Raw genomic sequence first — 24128 nt, forward strand, 5'->3', positions numbered from 1 at the left:
GTATAGACGCGGTTTCAACCGCCACGTTTCCTAAAAATCGAAATAAATATAAGGTAAACCGCCTTCCGGCGCCAACACCCAAACCGCATACAAACAAAGCGGCACTAATACCAATTTCACCGGCCAATTTAACTCCAACTTCAAACCCCGACTCAAAATATAATTCCCCAGCATAGCAGCAGCCACAGCAGCCAACATCCAAGTTAAATGTATTCTTTCCAAGCCCAAAGCTTCCACATAAACTTTATGCGAAAACTGCACATCAGCAGGATGTCCCCACAAATGCGAAATCGCCCATCCCGAATTCTTTAAATCGGGAAGCCGGAAAAATATCCAACTACCAAAAACCATTGTTTGAGTTAACAGCCAACCCATTGCCATTCCGATCGGATTTTCCCACAAAAAGTCGATCCGCAACTTCTTAAAAGTCACATCCGTCACCCGGTGCACCGCCAAAGCCAAACCGTGCAAACCCCCCCACACTATAAATCCCCAAGCTGCACCGTGCCAAATTCCCGCAATTAACATGACAAGAGACAAATTGAAACAAGTGCGCCACAAACCAACGCGCGAACCTCCCAAGGGAAAATACAAATAATTCCGCAGCCAATCCCCCAAAGTCATGTGCCAGCGCCGCCAAAAATCAGCGATGCTCGTACTAAAATAAGGAAAATCAAAATTTGGTGGTAAGTACCAACCCAACAGCAAAGCAGTACCGCGCGCCATGTCAACGTAGCCGCTAAAATCGAGATAAAGTTGCAGCCCGTAAGCAAAAATCGCCAGCCACAAATCCTCGCTACCCGCGCGCTGCAAGTTGGTAAAACTTAAATCGACATAAATTCCCAAGTTGTCGGCGAAAAGACCTTTTTTTACTGCACCAAAGGCGATCGTCCAAAGGGCCTCAGAAATGCGATCGGGCGTCGGAAATTTCTGGGATTTCAGTTGATATATCAAGTTATGATAGCGAGTAATCGGCCCGGAAATCAGTTTCGCAAAAAACAACTTGTAAGCAGCAAAGTGCAGCAGCGAAGTAGCAGCCGGCGCGCCTCGGTACACATCAATCAAATAAGCAATGCACTCAAAGCAAAAGAAACTCAATCCCAGGGGTGCGATGACGTGAGTTTTCACCCAGTTAGCGCTGTCTAAAGCAACAGGCCAATTTAACAAAGTGCCGATCGAATTCAAGAAAAAAGGTACATACTTAAAACCCAGCAGCAGCAAAACATTCAGCCCTATTCCCAGCCACAGTACCAACAAGCGCCGGCGATTCCAAGATTCATTAGCAATCCGCCAATCCAAAGGTTCCCCGATCGCCATCGCCAAGCAGTAATTAAACACAACACCGATTAACAGCAGAGGAATATACCAAATTTGCAGCGAAGCATAAAAAATCAGACTTCCCGCCAGCATGACAAACAGCCGCCACCACCGCAGGGGAACCAACCAGTAAGCCACGAACAAAACTAATAGAAACAGGGCATATTGAAGGGAAATGAAAGTCATGCGATTTTAGATTTTGGATTTGGGATTTTAGAATTGGGAAGGGCTGATTATGTGTGGGTTGGGAGCGCGGGGCTACTGTTTCATTGTTTTTTAAATCGAGACTAAAGCTAATACTAACTATTAAAAATCATGCCAAAGTATTCGTAGGGTGCGTCGCCACCGACAAGCCCTTGCATCAAGAGCGACAATCTCACAGCGACGCACCTTATATTATTTCAAAAAAGTTTGGCTACAATATAATTATTGGGTTTGTTTACACTCGGCGAGGGATGGCACTGGTGCGTCGCTATGAAATTGTCGATTTTTTTTAGGGATTGTGAATGGCGACACACCCTACAGTTGCTACTGAGAACGCATATATTTTACAGCACAAGAGTTAAATGCTGTTGCAAATTAAAGAAACTTCGTTTTTGTAAACGCGGTTTCCTATCGTGTCGGCTCGATTAACCGCACTACAAACGGTTCGCAGTAAGGACTTCAGTCCGCTCTCCTGCTGCGGAATGGGAGGCGCACTACAAACCATTTTGGTTATGGTAATCGATCGAACACGATATCCATACCTCGGAACTTCACCATCGTTGGCGGCGCAGGTCGCAGTACAATGGATTTCTGCCCGCAAGTCTTTCACCAAATAGCGAAAAACTCTTTTGCTCTTTCACGATCGCAACTTTTGGTGCCCGATCGCGCGCAGCCGATCGCAAATTCTCGATCGCCCGCCCTGTTTCCTCTGGTTGAGATTCCGAGATTTCCGCAGATACTTCTGAATCTCCAGCATAGGCGATCGGCAAATTCACCAAAAAAGTCGAACCCACCCCGGGCGAACTTTCTATTTTAATACTCCCCCCCAGAAATTCAGCCATTTTTCTACACAGAGACAATCCCAATCCTGTGCCTTTCACCCCCTTCTGCAAGTGATTTTCCACTTGAACAAATTCTTCAAAAATCCGCGTTTGGTCGGCGGTTGGAATTCCAATACCCGTATCAGCCACTGAAAAAGTAACCATTCCCCCCTTTCCCATTTCGGCCGCAACTCTGACTTCTCCCGCTTCGGTAAATTTCAGCGCATTAGAAATCAGATTACGCAAAATCTGAGAAACTTTTCCCTCATCAGTGGTAAGAGTTGGTAGTTCCAAAGGCACTTCAAAAATTAGACTGACGGGCGAGTTTTGTGGTAGTAGGGGGCGCATCATTCCGCGCAGCGCGCTGAACAAATCTTCGACTTCAAAATCAGCCACGCGAACCGTTACTTTTCCGGCTTCCACCTTGGCTAAATCTAACGAGTCATCAACAAGTTCTGCGAGAGACTCGGCAGATTTGCGAATAAAATTTAACTGCTTGTCTTGTTCGGGCGAAAGTTCTCCGTCGATGCGATTTAACAAGATTTCGGAAATACTGAGAATTGTCGTTAGCGGAGTGCGAAACTCGTGGCTCATGTTGGAGAGAAAGCTGGTTTTGAGTTCGCCCTCTCGCTGGAGAGATTCGGCTTTATCGTTCAATTCGGCATAAAGTGCGACGACTCCGCGATTCGTATCTTCTAGTTCTTGATTTAATTGTACGAGTTCTTCTTGACGCTGGCGGAGTTCGTCTAAAGTACGCAGCAATTCTTGATTTTGCTGCTGAATTTCCGCATAGGGATCTTCAGGAATTTGGCGCGCTAGTTTATCAAGTAATTTGTTGAGCTCGATCGCACTCAGCGCAGGCATCTGCTTAGAAAACTGCTTGATTAATTGTACAGCCGTCCCGCGATCGCGCGCCGAATCGATTTGCACCTCATCCATCAACCGCTTTGCTGCTGCTAAACCGAGGCCCGCACCAGTTTGCGATCGAAAATTGGGGCCTAAAACCTGCGCTAAATCAGCAATTCCCGGCCCGCTATCAGAAATCCGAGTCCGAAAAACCTGTGGCGATTCCCCTTCCACAAAAAATTCTACTTTACCACCACCTGCATATTTAAAAGCATTGCGAGCAATTTCGGAAACTGCTGTAGCGATGCGGGTTTGTGTTTGGGAATCGAATCCCAACAATGCGCCTATTTGGCGAGCTCTTTGGCGTACTTGTACGATGTCTTGTTCAAAGCGGACTTCCGTTGTCAGAATTGGGTAAATCATGCCATTTTCGCATTGAAGCATTGGGGATTGTCGATCGGGAAATCACTCATGACGATCGTGATTTATAGTTCGCCTACAGTTTCATGCTTGTTAGGAAATATTCTCAAGCTGCTTGTCTTACCTTGGCTACTACAACTGTCATGTCATCGCGAGTGCGTTTAAAGTCTCGGTACAGTACGGCTGCAATTAAAGCCGGATGTCTCGCAGCCAAACCCGGGTAGCGGTTTAAATCCCACTGTGCCGCCAAACCATCGGAGTGCATAATTAACAAGGAATGGGACGACCAAGGATAGACAAATTCTGCTACTTTTCGCATCATATGTCCAACAGTGCCGTTGTGGGAAACCATGCTGCGGGTTTGGTTATCTGTGAACACTACACCAGTAATGTTGCCAACTCCGGCAAAACAGATGGTTTTTTGAGTACGATCGATCAGGGCGATCGCAGCAGCCGCTCCTCTGGTATTTTTTAAAGCAGCGTGAGCCTTCTCTAAAATAGCTTTCGGCCCGAGTTTAGCATTTTCCCCAAAAACTCGCACAGCTTCCTGCGACGCTTCCTGGGCCAAAACCCCGTAGCCAAGCCCATCAGCGACTAAAATCAGATTTTTGTTCAGATGATTTTGCGTCGCCCAGGAATCGCCACAAATCTGCTCTCCTACTTTCGGCAAGCGAACAACCCCAAATTCCAAGTAATTGCCGTTTTCCGAGGCTTCCACGCGATTCTGGGTAGGGGAGAGTCGCATTAACAAAGCAGTCCCCAGTTTCGGTACAGAATGAATATCAAAAAAACTAGAAAGGCGTTGAATCGCGCCGAGTCCGGTTCCCAGAGTTCCCGCAGTCGAAAAACCATCCCGCAAACACTGACCGACATTTGCCATACCCGGCCCCCGGTCTAGCGCTACTATTTGAATGCTATATCCTGCCGCTGTTTGTACGGTTTGCAGCAAAATTTCTCCTTCGCGGGCGTGTTTGACAACGTTTTTTGCTGCTTCGGCGATCGCAATTGCCACTTTACCGCGATCGGTCTCATTAAATCCAACTTCCGCCGCGAGGGCGACTGCAATTCGTCGCGCTTCTCCGACTTGACTTTCTTCTGTTACGGGTAAGGCTATGACATTTATCATTATTTGTGTAGTTCTAATCTTAAGCTGTCGCGCCAAAAAGTCAGTTGACAGTGGACAGTTGACAGTGGACAGTTGACAGTTATCATGAGTGATCTCAGAAACCGGGTTTCTTAGAAAATTTATCGCCACTCAATGCAAAATTCGTATAAACCCGGTTTCTCGCCCTCATCAGTCAGCAGTAATCAGTGATTAGTGACACCTCAGAAACCTGGTTTCTTAAAAGATTTATCGCCACTCAATACAAAACTCGTAGAAACCCGGTTTCTCGCCCCTCATCAATCGTTTTATAAACCGAATTTCTTCCTATATTTCTAGTTACCAAACACAAAACTCCTAGAAACCCGCTTTGTCCCCCCATCTCCCAATCTCCCCCTCTCCCCCTCCCCCTCTCTCCCCTTCTCATTTCCAACGGACGATCGCAATTTTAGTACCCTTACCCACCTTAGAAACAATCTCAAATTCGTGCATCAACCGCTTAGAACCGCTGAGCCCCAAACCCAAACCACGATCGGAAGTATAACCATCAGTCATCGCCAATTCAATATCTGGAATTCCCGGGCCCTTGTCTTCAAATATCAGCCGCAGCCCTTTGCGAGTACCTAATTGGAGCGTTTCTAGAGTTACAGTTCCCCCCTTGCCGTAGTCTACAGTATTGCGGGCAAGTTCGCTGGCTGCGGTAACAATTTTCGTTTGGTCTACCAAGCCGAATCCCATTGCTACAGCCAAGTTTCGCACTTGCTGCCGGACGTGGACTATATCGGAGGACGATCGAATTTCTAGTGTCTCACGTTTTGACATGGCGCGGCTACTCTAGTAAAATAGAACTTCTCCACAAAACATAGAAGTTGCACTCCTCACCCTAGTTCCTTTTCAGTTGACAGTTGACAGTTGACAATTGACAGTTGTTACGAAGGAAGAAGGAAGAAGAAGGAAGAAGGAAGAAGGAAGAGTTGACAGTTTACAGTTGACAATCAAAAATCTTAAATCCCCAATCCCCAATCCAAAATCCAAAATCCAAAATCCAAAATCCAAAATCCAAAATCCAAAATCGTTTGACAGTTGACCGCACGAGTAGCACTTGACAATCATAAGGAAGAGGATTGGAGTCATGAATAGTCTTCTTTTAATTTCTCGCAATCGGGGATCCGGCTTTCAACCCATTCTTTCTGGCAATAAATCTTCACTGTCTCAAAAACGTATTTACAAACAAACCTGTTTTTTAATTCTCTCTCTCTTACCGGACAATTCATCGATTATTTACACCTCTGAATCAGACAAGCCCAAGGATTTTCGCAATAAATTCATCCCCTTCTCAACGCTTAAAGCTGTCCGAACTCCTGTCAAAGAAAGCCCCAATTCAACCAGCGTAATCGCCACCCATGGTAGCGATATTGTTGAGAATGCGGCCGATAAAAGAATCTACGATTTCCAGGGAAGAGATTTCTATTAAAACTCCTTTGACTCCAGTTTTTACTATGCGGTTTGTCAGGTCGTCTTGCAACGTCATTGCCAAGCGATCGTGCATATCTACTTGGATTGTTACTAGCAGAAATTCTCCCATTTGCAGGATAGGAATCCGTTCCATAAATTCACCTCTATTTGAGTTTTGAATTAAATGAATTTTTAGCAGCAATAAACACAACAGAGCGGTTTTCAATGTAAATAACAGAGGAATTACCAATTACCAATTACCAATTACCAATTACCAATTACCAATTACCAATTACCAATTACCAATTACCAATTACCAATTACCAATTACCAATTACCACCCATTACTATATTTTATCTTTCCTCTTTAATATTTTTGATAGTTAAACCTTGGCGTTGCAAAGCTACTTTAAAAGCATCTGCCAAAGTCGCTTTGGTCAGAATATCCTGCAAGTCAACTCCCAAATGAACGATGGTTTGAGCGATTTGCGGGCGAATGCCGCTAATGATGCACTCAGTACCCATCAAACGGGCGGCGGCTACAGTTTTCAATAAATGTTGAGCGACTAAAGTATCAACAGTAGGCACCCCTGTAATATCTAAAATCGCAAATTCTGATCCTGTTTCCATGATTTCCTGCAACAGAGTTTCCATGACTATTTGAGTGCGAGCGCTGTCAAGAGTTCCAATCATTGGTAAAGCGAGAATACCTTGCCAAAGTTTGACTACAGGTGTTGACAATTCGAGCATTTCTTGCTGCTGGCGTTCGATGACTTCTTCGCGAGCTTTGAGAAAGATTTCTGTCACCCAAAGAACAATGGCTTTTTGAAGCATAATATAAAACTGGCTATCTCTGATGGGGTAAAGCCCCTCTGAACGCGCGATCGCGAAACTTCGGCCAGCAGCAGCCGCATATTTTCCCACTCTGGTGTCTGGATGTCGCTCAAGTTACCGTGTCCCACAGCTATTTGGAGCAATTGCAGGAACTCTTGACACTCCGATCGCAATTCTTTGGCTCTCATCAAGTCGTCCCGCCGCAGCCCGGTGTTTTGCAGTTCTTTGAGCCAGTCTGCTAGTAACTCAGCTTTGTTTTTTTCGAGGATTTCCGCGATCGTGTTATTGCTTGTGAGTTCCATTAAAATTATCTCCTGCTTAGCAATTTGGATAAAATTGTACGAGCGATCGCACTCTTGGTATTTTGGATGGGGTAACTTCTGAGTTTAGCTCACTGTTTGCTGTTTGCGATCGGGGGTTAAACGCCTAACTGCAAAATGCGTTTGACGATCGCACTGGTAGAACTCGGAACTTCTATTTCGATCAAGGAAATCTTGCCACCTCCGGCGATAACTGCCGGTGCTTCCGGCAAACTTTCGAGTTGATAGTCACCTCCTTTAACGTATATCTCAGGCTTCAGGATACTTATCAGTTTAGTAGCTGTAATTTCGGAAAAAATTACCACGCCGTCTACTGGTTTGAGAGCAGCCAGCACTTCCGCTCGCTGAATTTCCGGTACGATCGGGCGGGGTGGCAATCCCGGCTGCTGCGGTTTGATAGTTTGCACGCTAACATCGCTATTCAAGCCCACCACGAGCGATCGCCCCAAAGCTTTTGCCGCCTGCAAATAGCGGACGTGCCCCGCGTGCAGGATATCGAAGCAGCCATTAGTAAACACCATCGGACGCCACTTTTGAGGATCGGAGGCGATCGATCTTTCAAGTTCTCCCAACGTGTAAACACCCGAAATCATTACAGTCATAACTAAAAAAATGCACGGCGATGAATCATCCTAGCAAAAAATGTGAGATAAGAGCGCGTTTGCCATTGAACGAGCCAGCGATCGAACTGCCAATAATTAGTAATTGGTAATTAGTAATTGGTAATTAGTAATTGATCGCTCTTAAGGAGAAAGCAACAAACAAGAATGCCCTTCTGCTGCGCTTTCCGGCAAACAGAACGAAAAAGGGGAAAATAGCTACTCCTGTATCTCTCCTCCCACCAAAAAAACCGATACTTGCTTTCCCACAGCCGCCAGCAGCCCCAAATTTGAGACTAAGAGTTCAAACTCCCAGATTCATCTATCGAGTAATAAAAATTTCGATTTTCAAGAGCGCGGTAGGCGATGAGGAATGACTTATTCTGTATGGGTTCGATCGCGATCCGAAAGTTGCATTGTTTTTGTCAATAGGTACAAATCCTACAATCGAAAACGGAAGATCTCAAATCGATCGAGTGACTGCCGTGTTGTGCAGTTGGTAATTGGAGGTTCAAAAGATTGGGAAACAATTATTTCTTTCAGATCTCTGTGAGATCAATTACTATAAGACAGGGGATGAAAGTGCCACGCCATCTGGCAAGCGAGAAATATAGCGGTGAAACACACCTAAATCTTACCAAAAATTTGGGTCTAAAGCCCCATCCTTTTAGGACAGCTTTAATTCTGCCAGAACTGTGTTAGAGTTTTTATATCCGGTTCGGTAACGTAAATGTTAGTATTTGAAGCCAAGCTAGAAGGAAAAAGCGAGCAGTACGAACGGCTAGACGAAGCCATTCGTACTGCTCGCTTCATTCGTAATAGCTGCATCAGATACTGGATGGATACGAAAGGGGTGGGTCGCTACGACTTAAGCGCTTATTGCGTAGTTCTTGCCAAGGAATTTCCTTGGGCCACCAAGCTTAATTCAATGGCTAGGCAGGCTTCCGCAGAAAGAGCTTGGTCATCAATTGCGCGGTTCTTCGACAACTGCAAAAAGGCAAAACCAGGAAAGAAAGGTTTTCCGCGCTTCAAAAAGCACTCGTCGCACGGTTCTGTAGAATACAAGACTTGTGGGTGGAAACTTTCTGAAGACAGAAGAAGCATCAACTTCAGTGATGGCTTCAAAGCAGGTTGTTTCAAGTTATGGGGAAGTCGCGACTTGCACGAATATCAGCTAAATCAAATTAAACGGGTGCGCGTAGTTTGTCGGGCAGACGGCTACTATGTGCAATTTTGTATTGACGCTGAACGCAACGAAAAGCGTGAACCGACCAGGAAAACTATCGGTTTGGATGTAGGGCTAACTCATTTCTACACGGACTCTGACGGTAATACCGTCGAGAACCCGCGTCATCTAAGAAAATCAGAGAAGTCGCTAAAACGACTTAATCGGAGACTCTCCAGAACCAAAAAGGGTTCCAAAAACAGAGATAAGGCGAGAAATCGCTTGAACAAAAAACACCTTAAGGTAAGTAGGCGACGTAAAGACTTTGCTGTGAAATTGGCAAGGTGCGTAGTCCAGTCTAACGACTTGGTAGCCTATGAAGACTTGCAGGTGAAGAACATGGTCAAAAACAAAAAGCTATCCAAGTCGATATCTGATGCGGCTTGGACAACTTTTAGAAATTGGATTGAATATTTTGGCAAAGTGTTTGGGGTAAGCTGTTCGACATTCAAACTGCACTATTTGTGTGCCAGACCCCATACTGTAAGGGGTTGAGGCAATAAATTTAAATGACTAACAGCTTAGCAACTGGTGGGAGGAAATTTGAGGCGATTACCCGATCGAGCTATTTTGGTGGAAAATAATCTGAAGTACCAACCTGTGCAAGCATCTTGTTGGGACTTCCCAAATCATCAAATGGGGGACGGTTTGATTCGTCTTTCGCGTGCGGAGTTTCCCGTCTCAGCAGCCCTTTTCAGATTCAGGACTCCTGTTTGCACAGATTCGGGACTTAACCTCTGCGATGGTGTGGCACCGGCCGCGCGATCTCCCCAAACGAAGCAATCAGTGAGGAAGAGCAATTGAACCCTCTCATCAGTCAACTCATTAAACAAAATTTCGTTTAATCTAACAGTGTAGAATTATCTAACAGCAATTATGAAAGCAACTAACAGCCGTCAATTTTCTTCAGTAGCTGCTCGCACTCTCAAAGTAGTCGGGATTATCTTGATTCTCTCTGCCTTGCTTAACAGCATTGTTCTATCGCTGCCGGGAGAAATCTCGGACATGAGCAATCGAGGCTGGCAGTTGGCCGCAGCAACTCAGATAGTTGACCGGGGCATTATTCCTTTGATGGGTATCGCCCTGCTGATGACGGGCTTTTGGGTGGACAGCAGCAGTGGAGTCTCTATTGACCGGCGCAATGTTTGGGTTGATTTGCGATTTTGGGCACTATTGATTTCCAGCTTGTTAGGGCTAATTTACCTATTGCTGGTTCCCGTTCATCTCAACAATACTCGCCTGGAACTCAAAGATGCCCTGGTTCTACTCGATAAGGAAGCCGGACAAGCAGAAGCTAAACTAGATGCCCAAATTAAAAGCGAGCAGTATAAATCTGAGTTAGAACAGCGTAAAAGCCTTCTCCGCACCCAGATAGGCACGCTACTGCAAGACGACGGGAAGCTGCAACAAGAACTCAAGAATCCAAATCTTCCCAAGGAATTGAAAACCGTGCTTCAGGAGTCAAAAAATGACCCGAAAGCCCTCGATAAGTTCTTGGAACAGCAAGCCCAAGAACTGCCAAATCAAGCTCGCAAAGAGATTGGTACCCAGAAGCAACAAAAAGAGAAAGAGTTGAGAACTCGATCGAGAAATTCGAGTTTGCAGACTGGAATCAACAGTTTGCTGTTGGCGATCGGCTACATTACTGTTGGTTGGAGTGGACTCAGAAGTATGGGAATTCTGCGGTTCGGTCACCGCAAAAATTGATCGGCCCGACTGCTCGGAACGCGCAAGTCGAGATATCCCTAAGAAATACTTGATCTGCTGAATATAGCAACTGCACCTAGTAGTTAGGACGCTGTTAATTGCTGAAACCATCGTTCTTCTTGCATTTTCACATCTTCCTTCTTCCTTCTTCCTTCTTCTTCTTGCTTCTTGCTTCTTCCTTCTTGCTTCTTGCTTCTTCCTTCTTCCTTCTTCCTTCTTGCTTCTTCCTTCTTGCTTCTTCCTTCTTCCTTCTTCCTTCTTGCTTCTTCCTTCTTCCTTCTTCCTTCTTCCTTCTGCTATAGTTTGCCCTTACTGAAAGCTGGGAATGTTCTCAATTTATATTCTGACTTACAACGAAGAGATTGATATCGCCGCTTGCATTGAATCGGCACTGCTTTGTGACGATATCATTGTAGTTGATTCTTTCAGCAGCGATCGCACCCTTGAGATTGTTCAAAACTATCCCGTGCAAACAGTGCAGCATCGCTTTGAAACTCACGGACGCCAGCGGACTTGGATGCTCCGAGAAGTAGAATGCAAGTACGAATGGGTTTACATCCTCGAAGCTGACGAGCGGATGACGCCTGCACTGTTTGCTGAATGCTTAAAGGCGATCGAAAGTCAAGAATATATAGGTTATTACGTAGCTGAAAAAGTAATATTTATGGAGCGCTGGATTCGTCGCAGCACTCAATATCCGCGCTATCAAATGCGCCTGTTTCGCAAAGACCAAGTATGGTTTACTGACTACGGTCACACTGAACGGGAAGTCTGCAACGGGCCCACTCACTTTTTGAAGGAAACCTACCCTCACTATACTTGCAGCAAAGGTCTTTCTCGCTGGATTGAAAAGCACAACCGCTACTCGACTGACGAGGCGGCGGAAACTCTCCGCCAATTAGCAGCCGGTCAAGTAAATTGGTGGGATTTATTGTTTGGCGCATCGGAGGTGGAAAGGCGCCGCGCTTTGAAAGATTTTTCTTTGCGTTTGCCTTTGCGGCCTGTGGTGCGCTTTTTCTATATGTATATTTTACTCGGCGGATTTCTTGACGGTCAAGCTGGATTGGCTTGGTGCACGCTACAAGCTTTTTATGAATATCTAATTTTGCTCAAAGTTTGGGAAATGAAGCATATGCCACTGCCGAATTTGAAAGCAGGGGAAGAACAGTCTATTTCCGAAGTAGTGAAAGTTGAGCCGTCTAAAGTTTCTTATAATCTTGGTGCTTCCGATACTCGCAGTTGAAAATTGGGAATTGGGAATTGGTAATTGGGAATTGGGAATTGGACACTGATTGAGTTGCTAGGGTGCTAGAAAACCCAGCCCTGTCAGGCGTGGTGAATTTGAACCAGAGAAAAAGTATAAAACCGCTATTTCAGCTCAAATCCGTTAGCATCGGAATGATAATTTTCTCTCGTCTTTCTCTGATTCTTCTGTGGTTGAATAATTCCGCAGTTACCGGATTTGAGCTGAATAGTTTTTATTCGGTCGCGTAATTGTGTACGTTCGTACACGAAAAAACTAGCGAAATTCATTAAGGTTTTTTTTTGCCGAAGATGAACGGCCGATAACTCGCGATCGACTAAAACAAGTCCGCCGCCAGATGCCGTCGCTGCAACACCGAGTTTTTCTGGGATCTCGAATCCGGTAGCATGGGAATGATAAATTTCTCTCCTCTTTCTCTGCTTCTTCTGTGGTTGAATAATTCCGCAGTTACCCGATTTGAAATCGCGAGCCGATTTTTCTCTCCTTCAAACAAGAAACTTTGCTATATGGAGTTACAGAAAAAACCCGGTTTCTTGAAGAACCGGGTTTCTGAATAACCTCAAAGTTTGATGCTTAATCAAGTTTTGATTGTTAACTCAAAACTCTCACAACTTAAAACTCTTGAGATTTTGCTCCTGTTTTTTCCCGATCGATCTTTAAGATCAACACACCCAAAGGCGGCAAACACAAGTCGATCGAATAAGCGCTGTTGTGGAACCACCACTCATCAGTCCACTTACCTCCCAAATTCCCCATATTGCTGCCGCCGTACTCCCGCGCGTCGCTGTTAAACAACTCCGTATAGAAACCCGGTTCCGGCACTCCGACGCGATAGTGAGAGTGTGGCTGTGGCGTAAAATTGCACACAGTAATCACAAACTGATCGCCATCCTTCTCGCGGCGCACAAAGGCCACCACGCTGTGTCTGTTGTCGCTGCAATCAATCCACTCAAACCCATCCTCAGCAAAATCTTGACTGTAAAGTGCCGTTTCGCTGCGGTACAAATTGTTCAAATCCTTGAAAAATAGCTTCAACTTTTGGTGTGGCTCAAATTGCAGCAACTGCCACTCCAAATCGCCCCAAACGTTCCACTCTTGCCACTGGCCGAACTCCATCCCCATAAACATGGTTTTCTTTCCGGGATGGGCAAACATAAAGGTAAACAAACACCGCACGTTTGCAAACTTTTGCCATTCGTCCCCTGGCATTTTCCCGATGATGTGGGCCTTGCCGTGGACAACTTCATCGTGGGACAAAGCCAACATAAAATTCTCGCTGTGGTTGTACCACATACTAAAAGTTATGTTGTTCTGGTGGAACTGCCGGAACCACGGATCCATGTGGTAGTAGTCGAGCATATCGTGCATCCAACCCATGTTCCATTTCAGGTTGAAGCCCAAACCGCCTACATAAGTCGGCCAAGATACCATCGGCCAAGAGGTAGATTCTTCGGCGATCGACAATGCGCCTGGGAAATAGCTAAAAATGACGTGATTTGTCTGGCGCAGAAAATCTGCCGCCTCGATATTTTCGCGTCCACCGTACTGGTTGGTCAGCCATTCTCCGGGTTCGCGGCAGTAATCTAAGTACAACATCGAGGCTACTGCGTCTACGCGAATGCCGTCGATGTGATACTTGTCAAACCAGAACAGAGCATTTGATACTAGGAAATTCCGCACTTCGTTGCGGCCGTAGTTAAATACTAGGGTTCCCCACTCTTTGTGCTCGCCCTTGCGGGGATCGGCGTGTTCGTACAAGTGAGTTCCGTCAAAGAAGGCTAAACCGTGACCGTCTTTGGGGAAATGTCCCGGCACCCAATCTACCAGTACGCCTATCCCTGCGGCGTGGCACTGGTCAACAAAATACATGAAATCTTCTGGTGTGCCGTAGCGGGATGTTGGGGCGAAATAGCCTGTTACTTGATAGCCCCAGGAACCGTCGAAGGGATGTTCGGCAATGGGCAACATTTCGATGTGGGTGAATCCTAAGTCTTTGACGTAGGGAATTAGCCGATCGGCCAATTCGCGGTAAGTCAAAAAGCGCGCCCCCGGATTCAGTTCCGAAACGGCAACTGCTGGTTGTATTTCTCCGTTTGGCAGTACGGCAGGTTCGGCTGTACCCGCGTGCAGCCAAGAACCGATGTGGCATTCGTAAACCGAAACCGGCTGCGTCAGTTGGTCTGTGTGCCGCCGCTGTTCGATCCAAGCGCTATCGTGCCAAGTGTAGGTATCTAAGTCGGTGACTATTGAGGCTGTTTTGGGCCGTACCTCTTGCTGGAAACCGTAGGGGTCGGACTTTTCGTAGGGATGTCCGTCTTGGTTTTTCACTTCGTATTTGTAGTGAGTTCCGTAGGATAGTCCCGGAATGAATAATTCCCAGATGCCGTTTTGGGATTTCCGCATTTGATGTTTGCGGCCGTCCCACAGGTTGAAATCTCCTAAGACTGAGACGTTACGGGCATTTGGAGCCCAAACTGCAAAATATACTCCTGTAATGCCGTCTACTTCGGTGAAGTGGGCTCCTAGTTTTTCGTAAATCCGGTGGTGGTTGCCTTCTGAGAATAGGTGAAGGTCAAATTCTGTGAGTTTGGGCGATCGAAAGGCGTAGGGGTCGTAGATAAAGCGTTCGTGTTCCCCTTCTTTGACTCGCAGTTGATAGTTTGCTAGTTCTGGGGTGTCGATCGTACATTCAAAAAAGTGATGGTGATGCTCTGATTTCATCGGGTATTCGGCCCTCGCTTCAGGCAAAACTACCGATACTGCTTCGGCATTCGGCAGATAAGCTCGGACGACCCAGACTTTTTTGCCATTTTCTTCGATCGCGTGGGGGCCTAGCACTTCAAATGGATCGTGGTGCTGATTCCAAACAATCCGGTCTATCTGTTCAAAGGGGACGGTCGCGGGCATAAAACTACTTACCTCAATCTTTTGACTAAATGGCGGCTTTCAAAACCTAGAGCGGAGCTGCACTTTACATTTGGATACATTTTTGATCGCTAATGCTACCACGCTTACTGCAACCCTTGCGCGCGCTCTTGCCTTGCTGGCGACCAAGCTGTGCTTTTACTGCTAAGGGCTAACATCTAAGTATAGAAATATTAAAACAAATTGAAAAATTTATATTTTTTAGATAATATCCTTGACTTTTTTTAACCTGTGTGATATAAAATTTTGGCAAATTATGGTTAATGTGCCAAACCAAGGTGGTCAAGGTGGGTGAGTTTGGCCGAGAACTCAATGTTGATTAATTAGTGGAATTTTCAGGCTGGGGCGATCGCCCGACAGGTATCTTTTAAAATCCCGGAGGCAGGGTTTCGCCGCAAACTTCGTGAATTTGGGCAATGCGCTCCAACAGCCAAGGATACTCAACCTGGTATTGAGGAATCAAAGCTAAAGGACTCAGCAGCGCGGCAGCAGTAATATCTGCCACGCTCAAGGAGTCGCCTACCAAATAGGAACCATCTTGCCAGCGACGCTGCAACAGGCCTAAAGCAGCGCTCAGGCGCAACTCGGCGAGTTTTGCCGAAGCGTGGTTAATGCCGAACTGGCGGCGCGCCAACTGAATCACTAACTGGCTCAAAACAGACGGGTCGATTTCCTTGCCCGCACCGGCGCGAAACTCGTAGTAAACAAATCGAGTGGCAATGCCGATGCTTTCATCGAGCCAGTCTTCCAGCATCCAAGCCTCTGCTTGCAAACTCTCGTCTGCCGGCAACAGCGGCGTTGAAGGAAAACTAGACTCGATCCAGTGGAAAATTTGCGTCGAGTCTGCGATCGCCCCTGGTTGACCTTCAAGTTGAGGCAGCAGTACCGGCACTGTCCTCAAACCCCCCGTGAGAGGCTTGAGTTTCAAAACGTGCAGGCCCGGAGTCAAATTTTCTACTTGAAAGGGGATGCCCTTGTAACCCAGCGCTAAGCGGACTTTGCGGCAGTAAGGGGAGGTACTGAACTGTAGTAAAAGCATCTGACAAAAAATAACACCCAACTTGAGGCCTAGACTGATGAGATTGAAAAATGCGAAGAGCGAACCATTTTTCACCCTTGAGGCTAGGCCCGTTGGGGTTTTACTCCGCGATCGCCTAGTTAGGGCTTTTTAGGAGAGGGAGAAGCACCGCCTGCTGGAGGCTTGTCTGCCCCAGGAGACTTTTCAGCCCCAGGAGACTTTTCAGCGCCAGGAGTAGCCTTTGGACTTTCCTTTGGTGTTGCTGGAGCAGAAACAGGAGGAGGAGTAGTACCGCCACCAGGAGTGGGGCTAGCGCCACCGCCACTGCCGGCATCACCGCCGCAAGCGCCGAGGGCTGCTGCAATGCCAATTACCAAAGTCAAACGAATTAATCCCTTGTTCATAAACACTCCTTAACATTCAAAACCCATCGCAAGGAAGGGAATAGTGTACTTGAGAAACAATGCTGGCACGAATAGATCGACGATTCGCTCGTTGATTACAATACTGCATTTATTAATAAATTTCACATTGATTCTGGCGAACCGGCAAAAAATTCATTTTTTTGGCAAATCTAGAAGTCAAAGAGACCAGTGGTAGGATGGGTTGGTTGGTTTGTGAGGTATCTTTGGTAAGGATAACCGAGATTTCCAGAAATTGGCGATCGGCAACCGCAAAAACTCCTAACCTCACTCAAGCTGAAGCTGCCCTCTATACGTATTGGTGAACTCTGTCAGTAACCCAGCCCTAAACGGACTGAGCTTGTAAGAGAAATCGAGCAAGCTGTACTGACCAGCCTAAGTCTTAACTGACTACGTTATTTGGGTCACGACACCGGAGAATGCGACGCTAGTTTTCCGCTCTGTCGTTGGTAGTTAAACAGTCTTAAGGTCACTGAGACAGTATTGCCAGCCTAACAAGCCCTTATAACATTGACCGACAAGCGAACATTACCCGGAAGGGATTAGGAGACAACCAGATCTCCACGGAGGGGCAACCATACCCCTCCAACCCCGAAAGGGGCAGATAAAGATTCAAGGCGATTGAAACCGCTCTTGGAGTTTTCCTCTCAGATCTAAAGATACTGAGTTTCCCACTTACCGAGTGTTTTTTATGACCGCTGCTATCAGATCCCCGGATTCTCCCCGCCGCTCCCGATCGACCGGCAAGCCCACCACAGACGCCGCCAAAAGCAAAGTTACTTCTATTGCCCGAGCTAGACGGGCAAAAACTGGGCCCCAATTGCCTAACTACTCCCCAGCGGACGAACAGGCCAAACCTCGCGCGCAAGGATCGGTGCTGAAAGTGATGCCCGATCGCCAGTCGCATCCGATGTGGCTGCGATCGCTCCTGCGGGTGGAGCGCGCCTCCTGGGCCGCATTGGTGCTGCTGTTGGGCGGCGCTCTGACTCTCTACGGTTTGACTGTTTACGGCGAGCAGCGCTGGAGTCAAGAGTATCAAAAGCTGGAAACTCTGCGCCGGGGCGAACAGCAGTTGAGTGCTGCTAGCGAAGTCTTGAAACACCAACTTGCTAAAGAAGCTGAAAATCCAGAAACCGGTTTGGCTGCACAGAAGCCTGCGGACACGATTTTCTTGCGCCCGGCCCCGGAAAACCGATCGCCCGGTGCGGCGGCACCAAACTCTGAAGAACCTGCTCTCAAGAAGCGATCGGGTGGGGAAACGCCGCTGGGCTATTGAGGCAATGTCGATTTGAGATTTGAGATTTGAGATTTTAGATTGACTCGCAGCGCCGTGAATCTGGAGGCTTGAATCTTGAGTCTAAAATTTGGGGATGCACAAACATTGTCTGTCGGAACTGCGGTACCCGTTTTTGGGCAATGTCAACGCGGAGAGGGCCCTCTTGGGGATGTGTCCGAGGGTCTTGCTTCGGGTTTGATTTTTGTGAAAGTGCCGATCGATTTTGGCCCTACCTACCCTCGGTTAAAGTTTTCAAATATTATTTGAAAATAATAAAGAGAAGTTCAAAAAAATAATGCTACAGTAAGCAGCAAATCCCAATTTAATATTTATAAATTATTCGCAATTCTTCAATTATTCAATTCATAAATCTAAAATCTAAAATCTAAAATCTAAAATGGTAGAACTTGTCGGTAAATTTAGAATGCTATGAGCTACGATCCCCGTTTTGACCGCTACAGATCGCCGAATTTTAAACGTCCAAAAGCGTCGAGCGATTCCCTACGGGATAGCTACGCTTCACGCACTTGGTGGGGCAAACCAGTCAAACCCAGAGTTGCGGCTACGGCTAGCAGCCCGCCTAGGCCACCCCTGGAGCGTTTAAAACGCAACAAGTTCCGCTTGTGGGTTGTGTGGGTGGTGTTGATGCTCGGGGGGCTGGGGCTAGCTGTAAATTTGTTTTATTTGCAGGTGACGCGAGCTCCGGCGCTACGCAAACAGGCTCTTCAGCAGCAAACTCTCAAAACGAAGCCGTTTGTGCCGAGACGCCCGATCGTCGATCGCGCGGGGAATGTGTTGGCGATCGACAGACAGGTGTACACTCTCTACGCTCACCCGAAGTTGTTCAAGCACTCGAAGGCGGAGATTGCTGCTAAATTGGCTCCGATGCTGCCGATTGAAGTAGCCCCTGGCAATACGGCGGAAACTGAACTGCTGCGAAGGTTTAATCTGGCAGAAAGTGGTATTACGATTGCTAGTTCTTTGGCTCAAGAGGTGGCGGATCGCGTGGGGCAGATGCAAATTAAAGATAGTCCCGTGGATGGGCTGGAGTTGGTGCGGCAGCAGCAGCGTTTTTACCCGCAGCAGGAGTTGGCGGCGGATGTTCTGGGTTATGTGGATGGGGAACGGAAGGGACAGGCGGGGGTGGAATACAGCCAGCAGAATTTGCTGGAACGATCGATGCCGTCGATTCAATTTAGTAAGTCGATCGACGGGCGTTGGCTTCCCGATCGACTGACGGCGGGTTTTGTGCAGCTTGATGACTTGAAATTGCAATTGACGATCGACAGTCGCTTGCAGCGGGCGGCCCGGATTGCTCTGAAGGAGAAAATGCTGAAACACGAGGCGAAGCGCGGCGCGGTGATTGTGATGGATGCCCGCAACGGGGAGTTGCTGTCGGTGGTGGCTGAACCTTCCTACGATCCGAATCAATATTTTAATTTCGATTTGTCGCGCTATAAAAATTGGGCTGTAACTGATGTTTATGAGCCTGGTTCGACTTTTAAACCGATTAATGTGGCGATCGCCCTGGAAGCCGGTGCGGTCAAACCTAACACTGTGTTTAACGACGAAGGTCGGATTTATATGGATATCTGGACTATCCAAAATTCCGATTACAAACAAGCAGGCGCCCGCGGCCCTTCGACTGTTACCCAGATTTTAAAACATTCTAGTAATGTGGGGATGGTTCACATAATGAACACGATGAAATCTTCTCTTTACTATCAAGCTTTAGAAAAATTGGGACTGGGACAAACTGCGGGTACAGATTTGCCTTTTGAAGTAACGAGTCAGCTTAAAAATCGAGAGCAATTTATCAATTCTCCGGTGGAAGTTGCTACTACTGCTTTTGGTCAAGGTTTTTCGATTACTCCGATGCAGTTGGTGCAGCTTAATGGGGCTTTGGCTAACGGTGGCAAGTTGGTAACTCCTCATGTTGTGCGGGGACTTTTCGATCGCGAAGGTCAACCTTTTTGGAAGTTGCCGAGGGCTGTTCCGAAGCAGGTTTTTTCGCCACAAACTACCAAGAAGGTTTTGGAAATGATGGAAACTGTGGTGGATGGTGGTACGGGGAAAGCTGCACAAATTCCTGGCTATCGGATTGCTGGGAAAACGGGGACGGCTCAAAAAGCTAGTGCTGGTAGGGGTTATTCTGATAAGGCGATTATTACTAGCTTTGTGGGGATCATGCCTGTGGAGGCTCCTCGGTATGTGGTGCTGGCGGTGATTGATGAGCCTAAGGGTGGTGGTACGGGGGGAGTTGTGGCGGCGCCGATTGTGGAGTCGGTGATGGAGGCGCTGATTAATATTGAGAAGATTGCGCCGAGTAAGAAGTAGGAAGCAGAAATCTTGGCGGTTGGAAACCGCGTCTACACAAACGATGTCCGCCTCCGCGGACGAAGAAATATGGAATTTGAGAAATCTTGGCGGTTGGAAACCGCGTCTACACAAACGATGTCCGCCTCCGCGGACGAAGAAATATGGAATTTGAGAAATCCCGGCGGTTGGAAACCGCGTCTACACAAACGATGTCCGCCTCCGCGGACTAAGAAATATGATGGAATTTGAGTTGAAATTCCCGGCGGTTGGAAACCGCGTCTACACAAACCATGTCCGCCTCCGCGGACGAAGAAATATGGAATTTGAGAAATCCCGGCGGTTGGAAACCGCGCCTACACAAACGATGTCCGCCTCCGCGGACGAAGAAATATGGAATTTGAGAGAAATGTGCGATTGACTCTTCAACCCGCGGAGGCGGGTTTTGTTTGTGTAGACGCGGTTTCAACCGCCGGGATTTTGGGTTGATCGGTGATATATCGATCGCCGAATTCGATGTAACTGAATTCAGTAACAGAATCTATTTTTGTTATTGTCTGGATTGGGTTTTCTTTGTCTTTCGGAGGTGCGTGTATGTCCTAAAAGTGTAGAGATGATGACGCATCGATCGCCTTTTGGAAGATTTGGATGAGATAGTGTGAGGTTTCCTTTTGCTAGAATGCTTGTGAGGCCGCATTCGTCAGTTTTGTTATACACTGGGCAACCTTGGTAATTGAACATGGCTCGCCAGACTGTTCCATTTTCTTTTACTTCATTTGTGTTCTCATTGACCTTCCGCAATGTTGTGTCATTTTGATTTATCCTAATCTGATATTCTAGATTTTTCCATTGGTTGGCTGGTACTTGGGCTGGTGTAATCTCGGCTTTGTGGACTGCTACTTGTAGGTTTTCTCCTACTTGCTTGAAGCTGCTTTGCCATGAGGTTTTGTCGCGTTTGGCGTTGCTTTGGGCAAGTTCCATTGCCCAAGAAGCCCGATCGACTGATACCTTCAAACGCTGGTTATTGATGAACATTAGCCAAGAGGGGCTGGCGATCGCACAAAATATCCCCAGTATTGCGATAATTATCAATGTCTCAAGCATTGTAAAACCGGCGTTAGGTGCTGTGGATCTGCGTTTGGGGGTTTTATTTGTTGACACGTAAGTACACTCAGTGATTTTTTGTTTAAAAAAAATAGCTGGAAGGCTCTATTTTTGTTGGGAGTATTTTAACTTTGAGCGTGGTTACTGTATAGGTCGCTTAAATAAAATTTACATAAAAAATTAGGATCTGGTAGGGGCGGTGTGGATGAGGATCGCCATTTGGGAGAAATTGCAGGTATTGATGCGATCGCCCGCTGTGGATGAGAGCTTGCGGGGCTGCTAAATTTGCGATCGTACTAATGCTCGAAAGGCTTTCATGGCGACGTTTCTGCCGGCTGTTTTGCTTTGTTCGATATACTGGGGGACGAGATGGGCGATCGGTATGCCTCTAATCATTAATTTATTGGACAAGACTGGACAATGCGTACATGGCGATCCATAATACTAATATGGCAAAGTACGTGAAACCAAATGAAGCAGCTAACACTTTGGGAGTTTGCCTCCGAACCCTCAGACGATGGGAAGCAGAAGGTAAAATCAACACAATCAAAACACCGTCAGGTCAAAGACGGTACGACATCGAAAAGTTCATCAAAAAAGAATCAGAACCAGAGGGAGGACGCGCCACTGTTATCTATGCTCGCGTCTCTACCCGACCTCAAAAAGCAGACCTCGATCGACAAGTTGAACGATTATCAGCGCTCTACCCAGGCGCTGAAATTGTTAAGGAAGTGGGAGGAGGACTCAATCTTAGGCGGAAAGGACTCATCACCCTTTTGGGACGAGTTCTGCGAGGTGATATCGCAATTATTGTGGTTGCCCACAAAGACCGACTTGCAAGATTCGGATTTGACATTATCGAATGGCTTTGTGAGCAATTTGACTGCAAAATCGTGGTTCTCAACCAAATCAGTCTCTCTCCACACGCCGAACTCGTTCAAGATATCGTCGCAATCCTCCACAGCTTTTCAAGCCGACTTTACTCCATTAGAAGGCTTGAAAACCAAATCAAGCAGGAGTTACAAGTCGAATCCAAGGCACAAGAAGGAGAAGAGATCGCCCAACAAAACACTTAAGATTCGAGTTTATCCTGAGTTAGCGCTGCACCAAAAATGGAAGTCTTGGCTATCAGCATCGCGTTACTGCTACAACAAGGCTATTGCAACCTTGAAAGCAGGCGAAAAAATAACCAGTGCTTATTCTTTGAGGGACTACGTGCTAGGACTAGACTTACCTGATTGGGTCAAGTCTGCACCGTCCCACCCAAAAGAAAATGCTATTTTTGACGCTTGGGATGCCTGGAAACAAGCCAAGTCCGTCAAAGGAGAAGCAAGTTTTAGGAGTTGTCGTCAACCATCGCAATCAATCAAATTCCACAGGGTTAACTTCAACGGCGAGACTTGGTTTCCATCCCTAGTCAAAGGACTTAGCTTGAGAACTACAGAGCCAATTCAAAAGACCGAGTTTGCGACCCAACTTATTAGAGACAAAAAGCGATGGTTCGCTTGTATCCCAGTGATAGAAGAGGTGAGGACAAAGGAACTAGACAAGGTAATTGCACTTGACCCTGGCGTTAGAACCTTTTTAACTGGCTACGACGGTGACTCATTTCAAGAATTTGGCAAGGCAGACATTGGACGCATTCAAAGATTGTGTTCTCACCTTGACAAACTAATGGGACGTGCGTCAAAAGCTGGTAGAAAGCAGAAGCGCCGGATGCTAGAAGCTGCAAGCAAGTTGAGAATCAGGATTCGCGACTTGATTGACGAGTGTCACAAGCAGGTGGTTAATTACCTGACAAGTCAATACAAAGTCATCTTGCTGCCTACATTTGAAACATCACAAATGGTTGTTAAGTCAAAGCGCAAGTTACGCACCAAGACTGCTAGACAGATGCTCACTTGGGGGCATTATCGTTTTGAATGCCACCTCAAGCAATCAGCTAAAAAACGAGGTGTTGTTGTTATTGACGTTAACGAATCCTACACTAGCAAAACTTGCACCAAGTGCGGACACAAGCATTCAAAACTTGGTGGTTCAAAAACATTTAAATGCCCTAGCTGCGGTCACGAACATGACCGAGATTGGGGCGGCGCTCGAAACATTATGATTCGAGCTTTGAGGGACGGCTCCTTTGCTCTCTCTATCAATAGTGAGAGTATTGCTATCGCGTATGCCCTGTTTGTCCAGGGTTGTGCAGCGTAACACCGTCAGGGAAGCTGGGAAATTGGAAACTGCGATCGGCCTTTACATATTTCTATACTTTGCCAACTTTGTGTTCGGGTGCACTTGGTTGGCTACTTTTTCATCAAGTGGTTACTATCAAAGAATTTTGATAATTCTCCGGCTGCAATTCTATTTGCTACTTCATTGGGATGTTGGTCGGTTTTGTGTACCCAAAGCTTGGAATCCTGTTGGCCAACGAATCCATCAAATAAATCGACAAACGGAATTTTTAAAGACGCACAATAGTCTTCTATTGTTTTGTGAATATGTCTGAATGGATAGCTATCATCTAGTTTAAAGAGTACAGGGTATACTGCAACTACAAGCTGGTTCTGAGTCCAGTTTTTACAGATTCCCAACCGGGGCTACCTTCTAAATAACCATCTAGATAGTGACGAACCATCTCTTTATAGAGCATGGGTTTTTCAATACTTCCGATCAAAGCGTTGATAAAAAATGAGTTTTTTCTAACTTCAGCCAGCACCTTTGGTCTAGAAATAAAGTTAATTGTTCCTGTTCTGTCTGCATCATTTAAAAATACTACGATTACTACTACGTCTGGTTTGAATTTTATTACGTATTCCTCAAGCAACTTGATTTGTTCTTTGGTGGATGTTCCTGAAATACCAAAATTTAGAACCTGGGTATTGGGATATTTGGATTGTATTGCGCGTTCAAAACTTATTGGTAAGGTATCGTTGTCTTTTACACCCATCCCAAGGGTAAA

20 protein-coding genes and 1 pseudogene are annotated in these 24128 nt (G+C 46.5%); 8 read left to right on the plus strand and 13 right to left on the minus strand.

The features are described from left to right. Window positions 1–30 precede the first annotated feature (30 nt). The 4 genes from JGK20_RS26360 to JGK20_RS26375 form a co-directional block, all read right to left on the minus strand. Window positions 31–1503, minus strand: coding sequence for an MBOAT family protein (locus tag JGK20_RS26360; protein WP_293191254.1), 1473 nt, complete (start codon window positions 1501–1503; stop codon window positions 31–33). A 569-nt stretch (window positions 1504–2072) separates the two neighbouring features. Then, window positions 2073–3611 (minus strand): ATP-binding protein, encoded by a 1539-nt coding sequence (locus JGK20_RS26365; protein ID WP_293232669.1) that lies wholly within the window; start codon window positions 3609–3611, stop codon window positions 2073–2075. 103 nt (window positions 3612–3714) lie between these two features. Then, window positions 3715–4734, minus strand: coding sequence for an ATP-binding SpoIIE family protein phosphatase (locus JGK20_RS26370; protein ID WP_293181378.1), 1020 nt, complete (start codon window positions 4732–4734; stop codon window positions 3715–3717). Between the two features lie 399 nt (window positions 4735–5133). After that, window positions 5134–5532 carry an anti-sigma regulatory factor gene (locus JGK20_RS26375; protein ID WP_293191250.1) on the minus strand — a complete coding sequence of 133 codons (399 nt, stop codon included), beginning with the start codon at window positions 5530–5532 and terminating at the stop codon, window positions 5134–5136. 97 nt (window positions 5533–5629) lie between these two features. Here JGK20_RS26375 and JGK20_RS26380 point away from each other — a divergent pair, with 97 nt between their 5' ends. Next, window positions 5630–5797 carry a hypothetical protein gene (locus JGK20_RS26380; protein WP_293197146.1) on the plus strand — a complete coding sequence of 56 codons (168 nt, stop codon included), beginning with the start codon at window positions 5630–5632 and terminating at the stop codon, window positions 5795–5797. 294 nt (window positions 5798–6091) lie between these two features. On the opposite strand, the gene JGK20_RS26385 is transcribed toward JGK20_RS26380, so the two are convergent. From JGK20_RS26385 to JGK20_RS26400, 4 genes are all read right to left on the minus strand, one after another. Beyond that, window positions 6092–6319 (minus strand): hypothetical protein, encoded by a 228-nt coding sequence (locus JGK20_RS26385; protein ID WP_293232671.1) that lies wholly within the window; start codon window positions 6317–6319, stop codon window positions 6092–6094. Window positions 6320–6519: 200 nt separating this feature from the next. Continuing rightward, complete coding sequence (locus tag JGK20_RS26390) at window positions 6520–6999, minus strand: STAS domain-containing protein (RefSeq protein WP_293232673.1); 480 nt, start codon at window positions 6997–6999, stop codon at window positions 6520–6522. Then, window positions 6969–7301 carry an RsbRD N-terminal domain-containing protein gene (locus JGK20_RS26395; protein WP_293232675.1) on the minus strand — a complete coding sequence of 111 codons (333 nt, stop codon included), beginning with the start codon at window positions 7299–7301 and terminating at the stop codon, window positions 6969–6971. The genes JGK20_RS26390 and JGK20_RS26395 overlap by 31 nt, the downstream gene beginning before the upstream one ends. Window positions 7302–7417: 116 nt before the next feature. Next, entirely contained in the window at window positions 7418–7912 is a 495-nt protein-coding gene (locus JGK20_RS26400; RefSeq protein WP_293181456.1) for an adenylyltransferase/cytidyltransferase family protein, read from the minus strand. A gap of 736 nt (window positions 7913–8648) precedes the next feature. Between JGK20_RS26400 and JGK20_RS26405 the strand changes: the two are divergent. From JGK20_RS26405 to JGK20_RS26415, 3 genes and pseudogenes are all read left to right on the plus strand, one after another. Further along, a pseudogene (locus JGK20_RS26405) lies at window positions 8649–9575 on the plus strand (transposase); the annotation flags it as partial. Between the two features lie 444 nt (window positions 9576–10019). Then, window positions 10020–10850, plus strand: a complete 831-nt coding sequence (locus JGK20_RS26410) for an HpsJ family protein (protein WP_293232677.1) — start codon at window positions 10020–10022, stop codon at window positions 10848–10850. 325 nt (window positions 10851–11175) lie between these two features. Beyond that, window positions 11176–12093, plus strand: coding sequence for a glycosyltransferase family 2 protein (locus JGK20_RS26415; protein ID WP_293191248.1), 918 nt, complete (start codon window positions 11176–11178; stop codon window positions 12091–12093). Between the two features lie 633 nt (window positions 12094–12726). On the opposite strand, the gene glgB is transcribed toward JGK20_RS26415, so the two are convergent. The 3 genes from glgB to JGK20_RS26430 form a co-directional block, all read right to left on the minus strand. Then, on the minus strand, window positions 12727–15021 hold the full coding sequence (glgB, locus tag JGK20_RS26420; protein ID WP_293225834.1) for a 1,4-alpha-glucan branching enzyme: 2295 nt from the start codon (window positions 15019–15021) through the stop codon (window positions 12727–12729). 385 nt (window positions 15022–15406) lie between these two features. After that, a complete protein-coding gene (locus tag JGK20_RS26425) occupies window positions 15407–16078 on the minus strand; it encodes a glutathione S-transferase family protein (RefSeq protein ID WP_293232679.1) in 672 nt (223 codons plus the stop codon). 119 nt (window positions 16079–16197) lie between these two features. Further along, window positions 16198–16461, minus strand: coding sequence for a serine protease (locus tag JGK20_RS26430; RefSeq protein ID WP_293181399.1), 264 nt, complete (start codon window positions 16459–16461; stop codon window positions 16198–16200). A 709-nt stretch (window positions 16462–17170) separates the two neighbouring features. Here JGK20_RS26430 and JGK20_RS26435 point away from each other — a divergent pair. After that, complete coding sequence (locus JGK20_RS26435; RefSeq protein ID WP_293181402.1) at window positions 17171–17755, plus strand: hypothetical protein; 585 nt, start codon at window positions 17171–17173, stop codon at window positions 17753–17755. A 429-nt stretch (window positions 17756–18184) separates the two neighbouring features. Beyond that, window positions 18185–20092 (plus strand): penicillin-binding protein 2, encoded by a 1908-nt coding sequence (locus JGK20_RS26440; protein WP_293232681.1) that lies wholly within the window; start codon window positions 18185–18187, stop codon window positions 20090–20092. Window positions 20093–20599: 507 nt separating this feature from the next. Here the strand turns inward: JGK20_RS26440 and JGK20_RS26445 are convergent. After that, on the minus strand, window positions 20600–21232 hold the full coding sequence (locus JGK20_RS26445; protein ID WP_293317407.1) for a type II secretion system protein: 633 nt from the start codon (window positions 21230–21232) through the stop codon (window positions 20600–20602). Between the two features lie 392 nt (window positions 21233–21624). Between JGK20_RS26445 and JGK20_RS26450 the strand changes: the two genes are divergently transcribed. Both JGK20_RS26450 and JGK20_RS26455 read left to right on the plus strand, forming a co-directional pair. Then, a complete protein-coding gene (locus JGK20_RS26450) occupies window positions 21625–22251 on the plus strand; it encodes an IS607 family transposase (protein ID WP_293221015.1) in 627 nt (208 codons plus the stop codon). Next, window positions 22172–23380: a transposase gene (locus JGK20_RS26455; protein WP_293214494.1), complete on the plus strand. Its 1209-nt coding sequence runs from the start codon at window positions 22172–22174 to the stop codon at window positions 23378–23380. The genes JGK20_RS26450 and JGK20_RS26455 overlap by 80 nt, the downstream gene beginning before the upstream one ends. 340 nt (window positions 23381–23720) lie before the next feature. On the opposite strand, the gene JGK20_RS26460 is transcribed toward JGK20_RS26455, so the two are convergent. Beyond that, window positions 23721–24128: hypothetical protein (locus tag JGK20_RS26460; RefSeq protein ID WP_293232685.1), on the minus strand; the 408-nt coding region annotated here is incomplete at its 5' end.

This window comes from Microcoleus sp. PH2017_05_CCC_O_A, assembly GCF_020738785.1.
Classification (GTDB): domain Bacteria; phylum Cyanobacteriota; class Cyanobacteriia; order Cyanobacteriales; family Microcoleaceae; genus Microcoleus.

Excerpts from the sequence above, each read along its gene's own strand:
- JGK20_RS26370 (WP_293181378.1), bottom strand. The coding sequence starts at position 4,734 with ATGATAAATGTCATAGCCTTACCCGTAACAGAAGAAAGTCAAGTCGGA.
- JGK20_RS26360 (WP_293191254.1), bottom strand. The coding sequence starts at position 1,503 with ATGACTTTCATTTCCCTTCAATATGCCCTGTTTCTATTAGTTTTGTTC.
- JGK20_RS26375 (WP_293191250.1), bottom strand. The coding sequence starts at position 5,532 with ATGTCAAAACGTGAGACACTAGAAATTCGATCGTCCTCCGATATAGTC.
- JGK20_RS26450 (WP_293221015.1), top strand. The coding sequence starts at position 21,625 with ATGGCAAAGTACGTGAAACCAAATGAAGCAGCTAACACTTTGGGAGTT.
- JGK20_RS26390 (WP_293232673.1), bottom strand. The coding sequence starts at position 6,999 with ATGCTTCAAAAAGCCATTGTTCTTTGGGTGACAGAAATCTTTCTCAAA.
- JGK20_RS26365 (WP_293232669.1), bottom strand. The coding sequence starts at position 3,611 with ATGATTTACCCAATTCTGACAACGGAAGTCCGCTTTGAACAAGACATC.
- JGK20_RS26410 (WP_293232677.1), top strand. The coding sequence starts at position 10,020 with ATGAAAGCAACTAACAGCCGTCAATTTTCTTCAGTAGCTGCTCGCACT.
- JGK20_RS26395 (WP_293232675.1), bottom strand. The coding sequence starts at position 7,301 with ATGGAACTCACAAGCAATAACACGATCGCGGAAATCCTCGAAAAAAAC.
- JGK20_RS26435 (WP_293181402.1), top strand. The coding sequence starts at position 17,171 with ATGACCGCTGCTATCAGATCCCCGGATTCTCCCCGCCGCTCCCGATCG.
- glgB (WP_293225834.1), bottom strand. The coding sequence starts at position 15,021 with ATGCCCGCGACCGTCCCCTTTGAACAGATAGACCGGATTGTTTGGAAT.
- JGK20_RS26440 (WP_293232681.1), top strand. The coding sequence starts at position 18,185 with ATGAGCTACGATCCCCGTTTTGACCGCTACAGATCGCCGAATTTTAAA.
- JGK20_RS26430 (WP_293181399.1), bottom strand. The coding sequence starts at position 16,461 with ATGAACAAGGGATTAATTCGTTTGACTTTGGTAATTGGCATTGCAGCA.
- JGK20_RS26385 (WP_293232671.1), bottom strand. The coding sequence starts at position 6,319 with ATGGAACGGATTCCTATCCTGCAAATGGGAGAATTTCTGCTAGTAACA.
- JGK20_RS26400 (WP_293181456.1), bottom strand. The coding sequence starts at position 7,912 with ATGATTTCGGGTGTTTACACGTTGGGAGAACTTGAAAGATCGATCGCC.
- JGK20_RS26425 (WP_293232679.1), bottom strand. The coding sequence starts at position 16,078 with ATGCTTTTACTACAGTTCAGTACCTCCCCTTACTGCCGCAAAGTCCGC.
- JGK20_RS26415 (WP_293191248.1), top strand. The coding sequence starts at position 11,176 with ATGTTCTCAATTTATATTCTGACTTACAACGAAGAGATTGATATCGCC.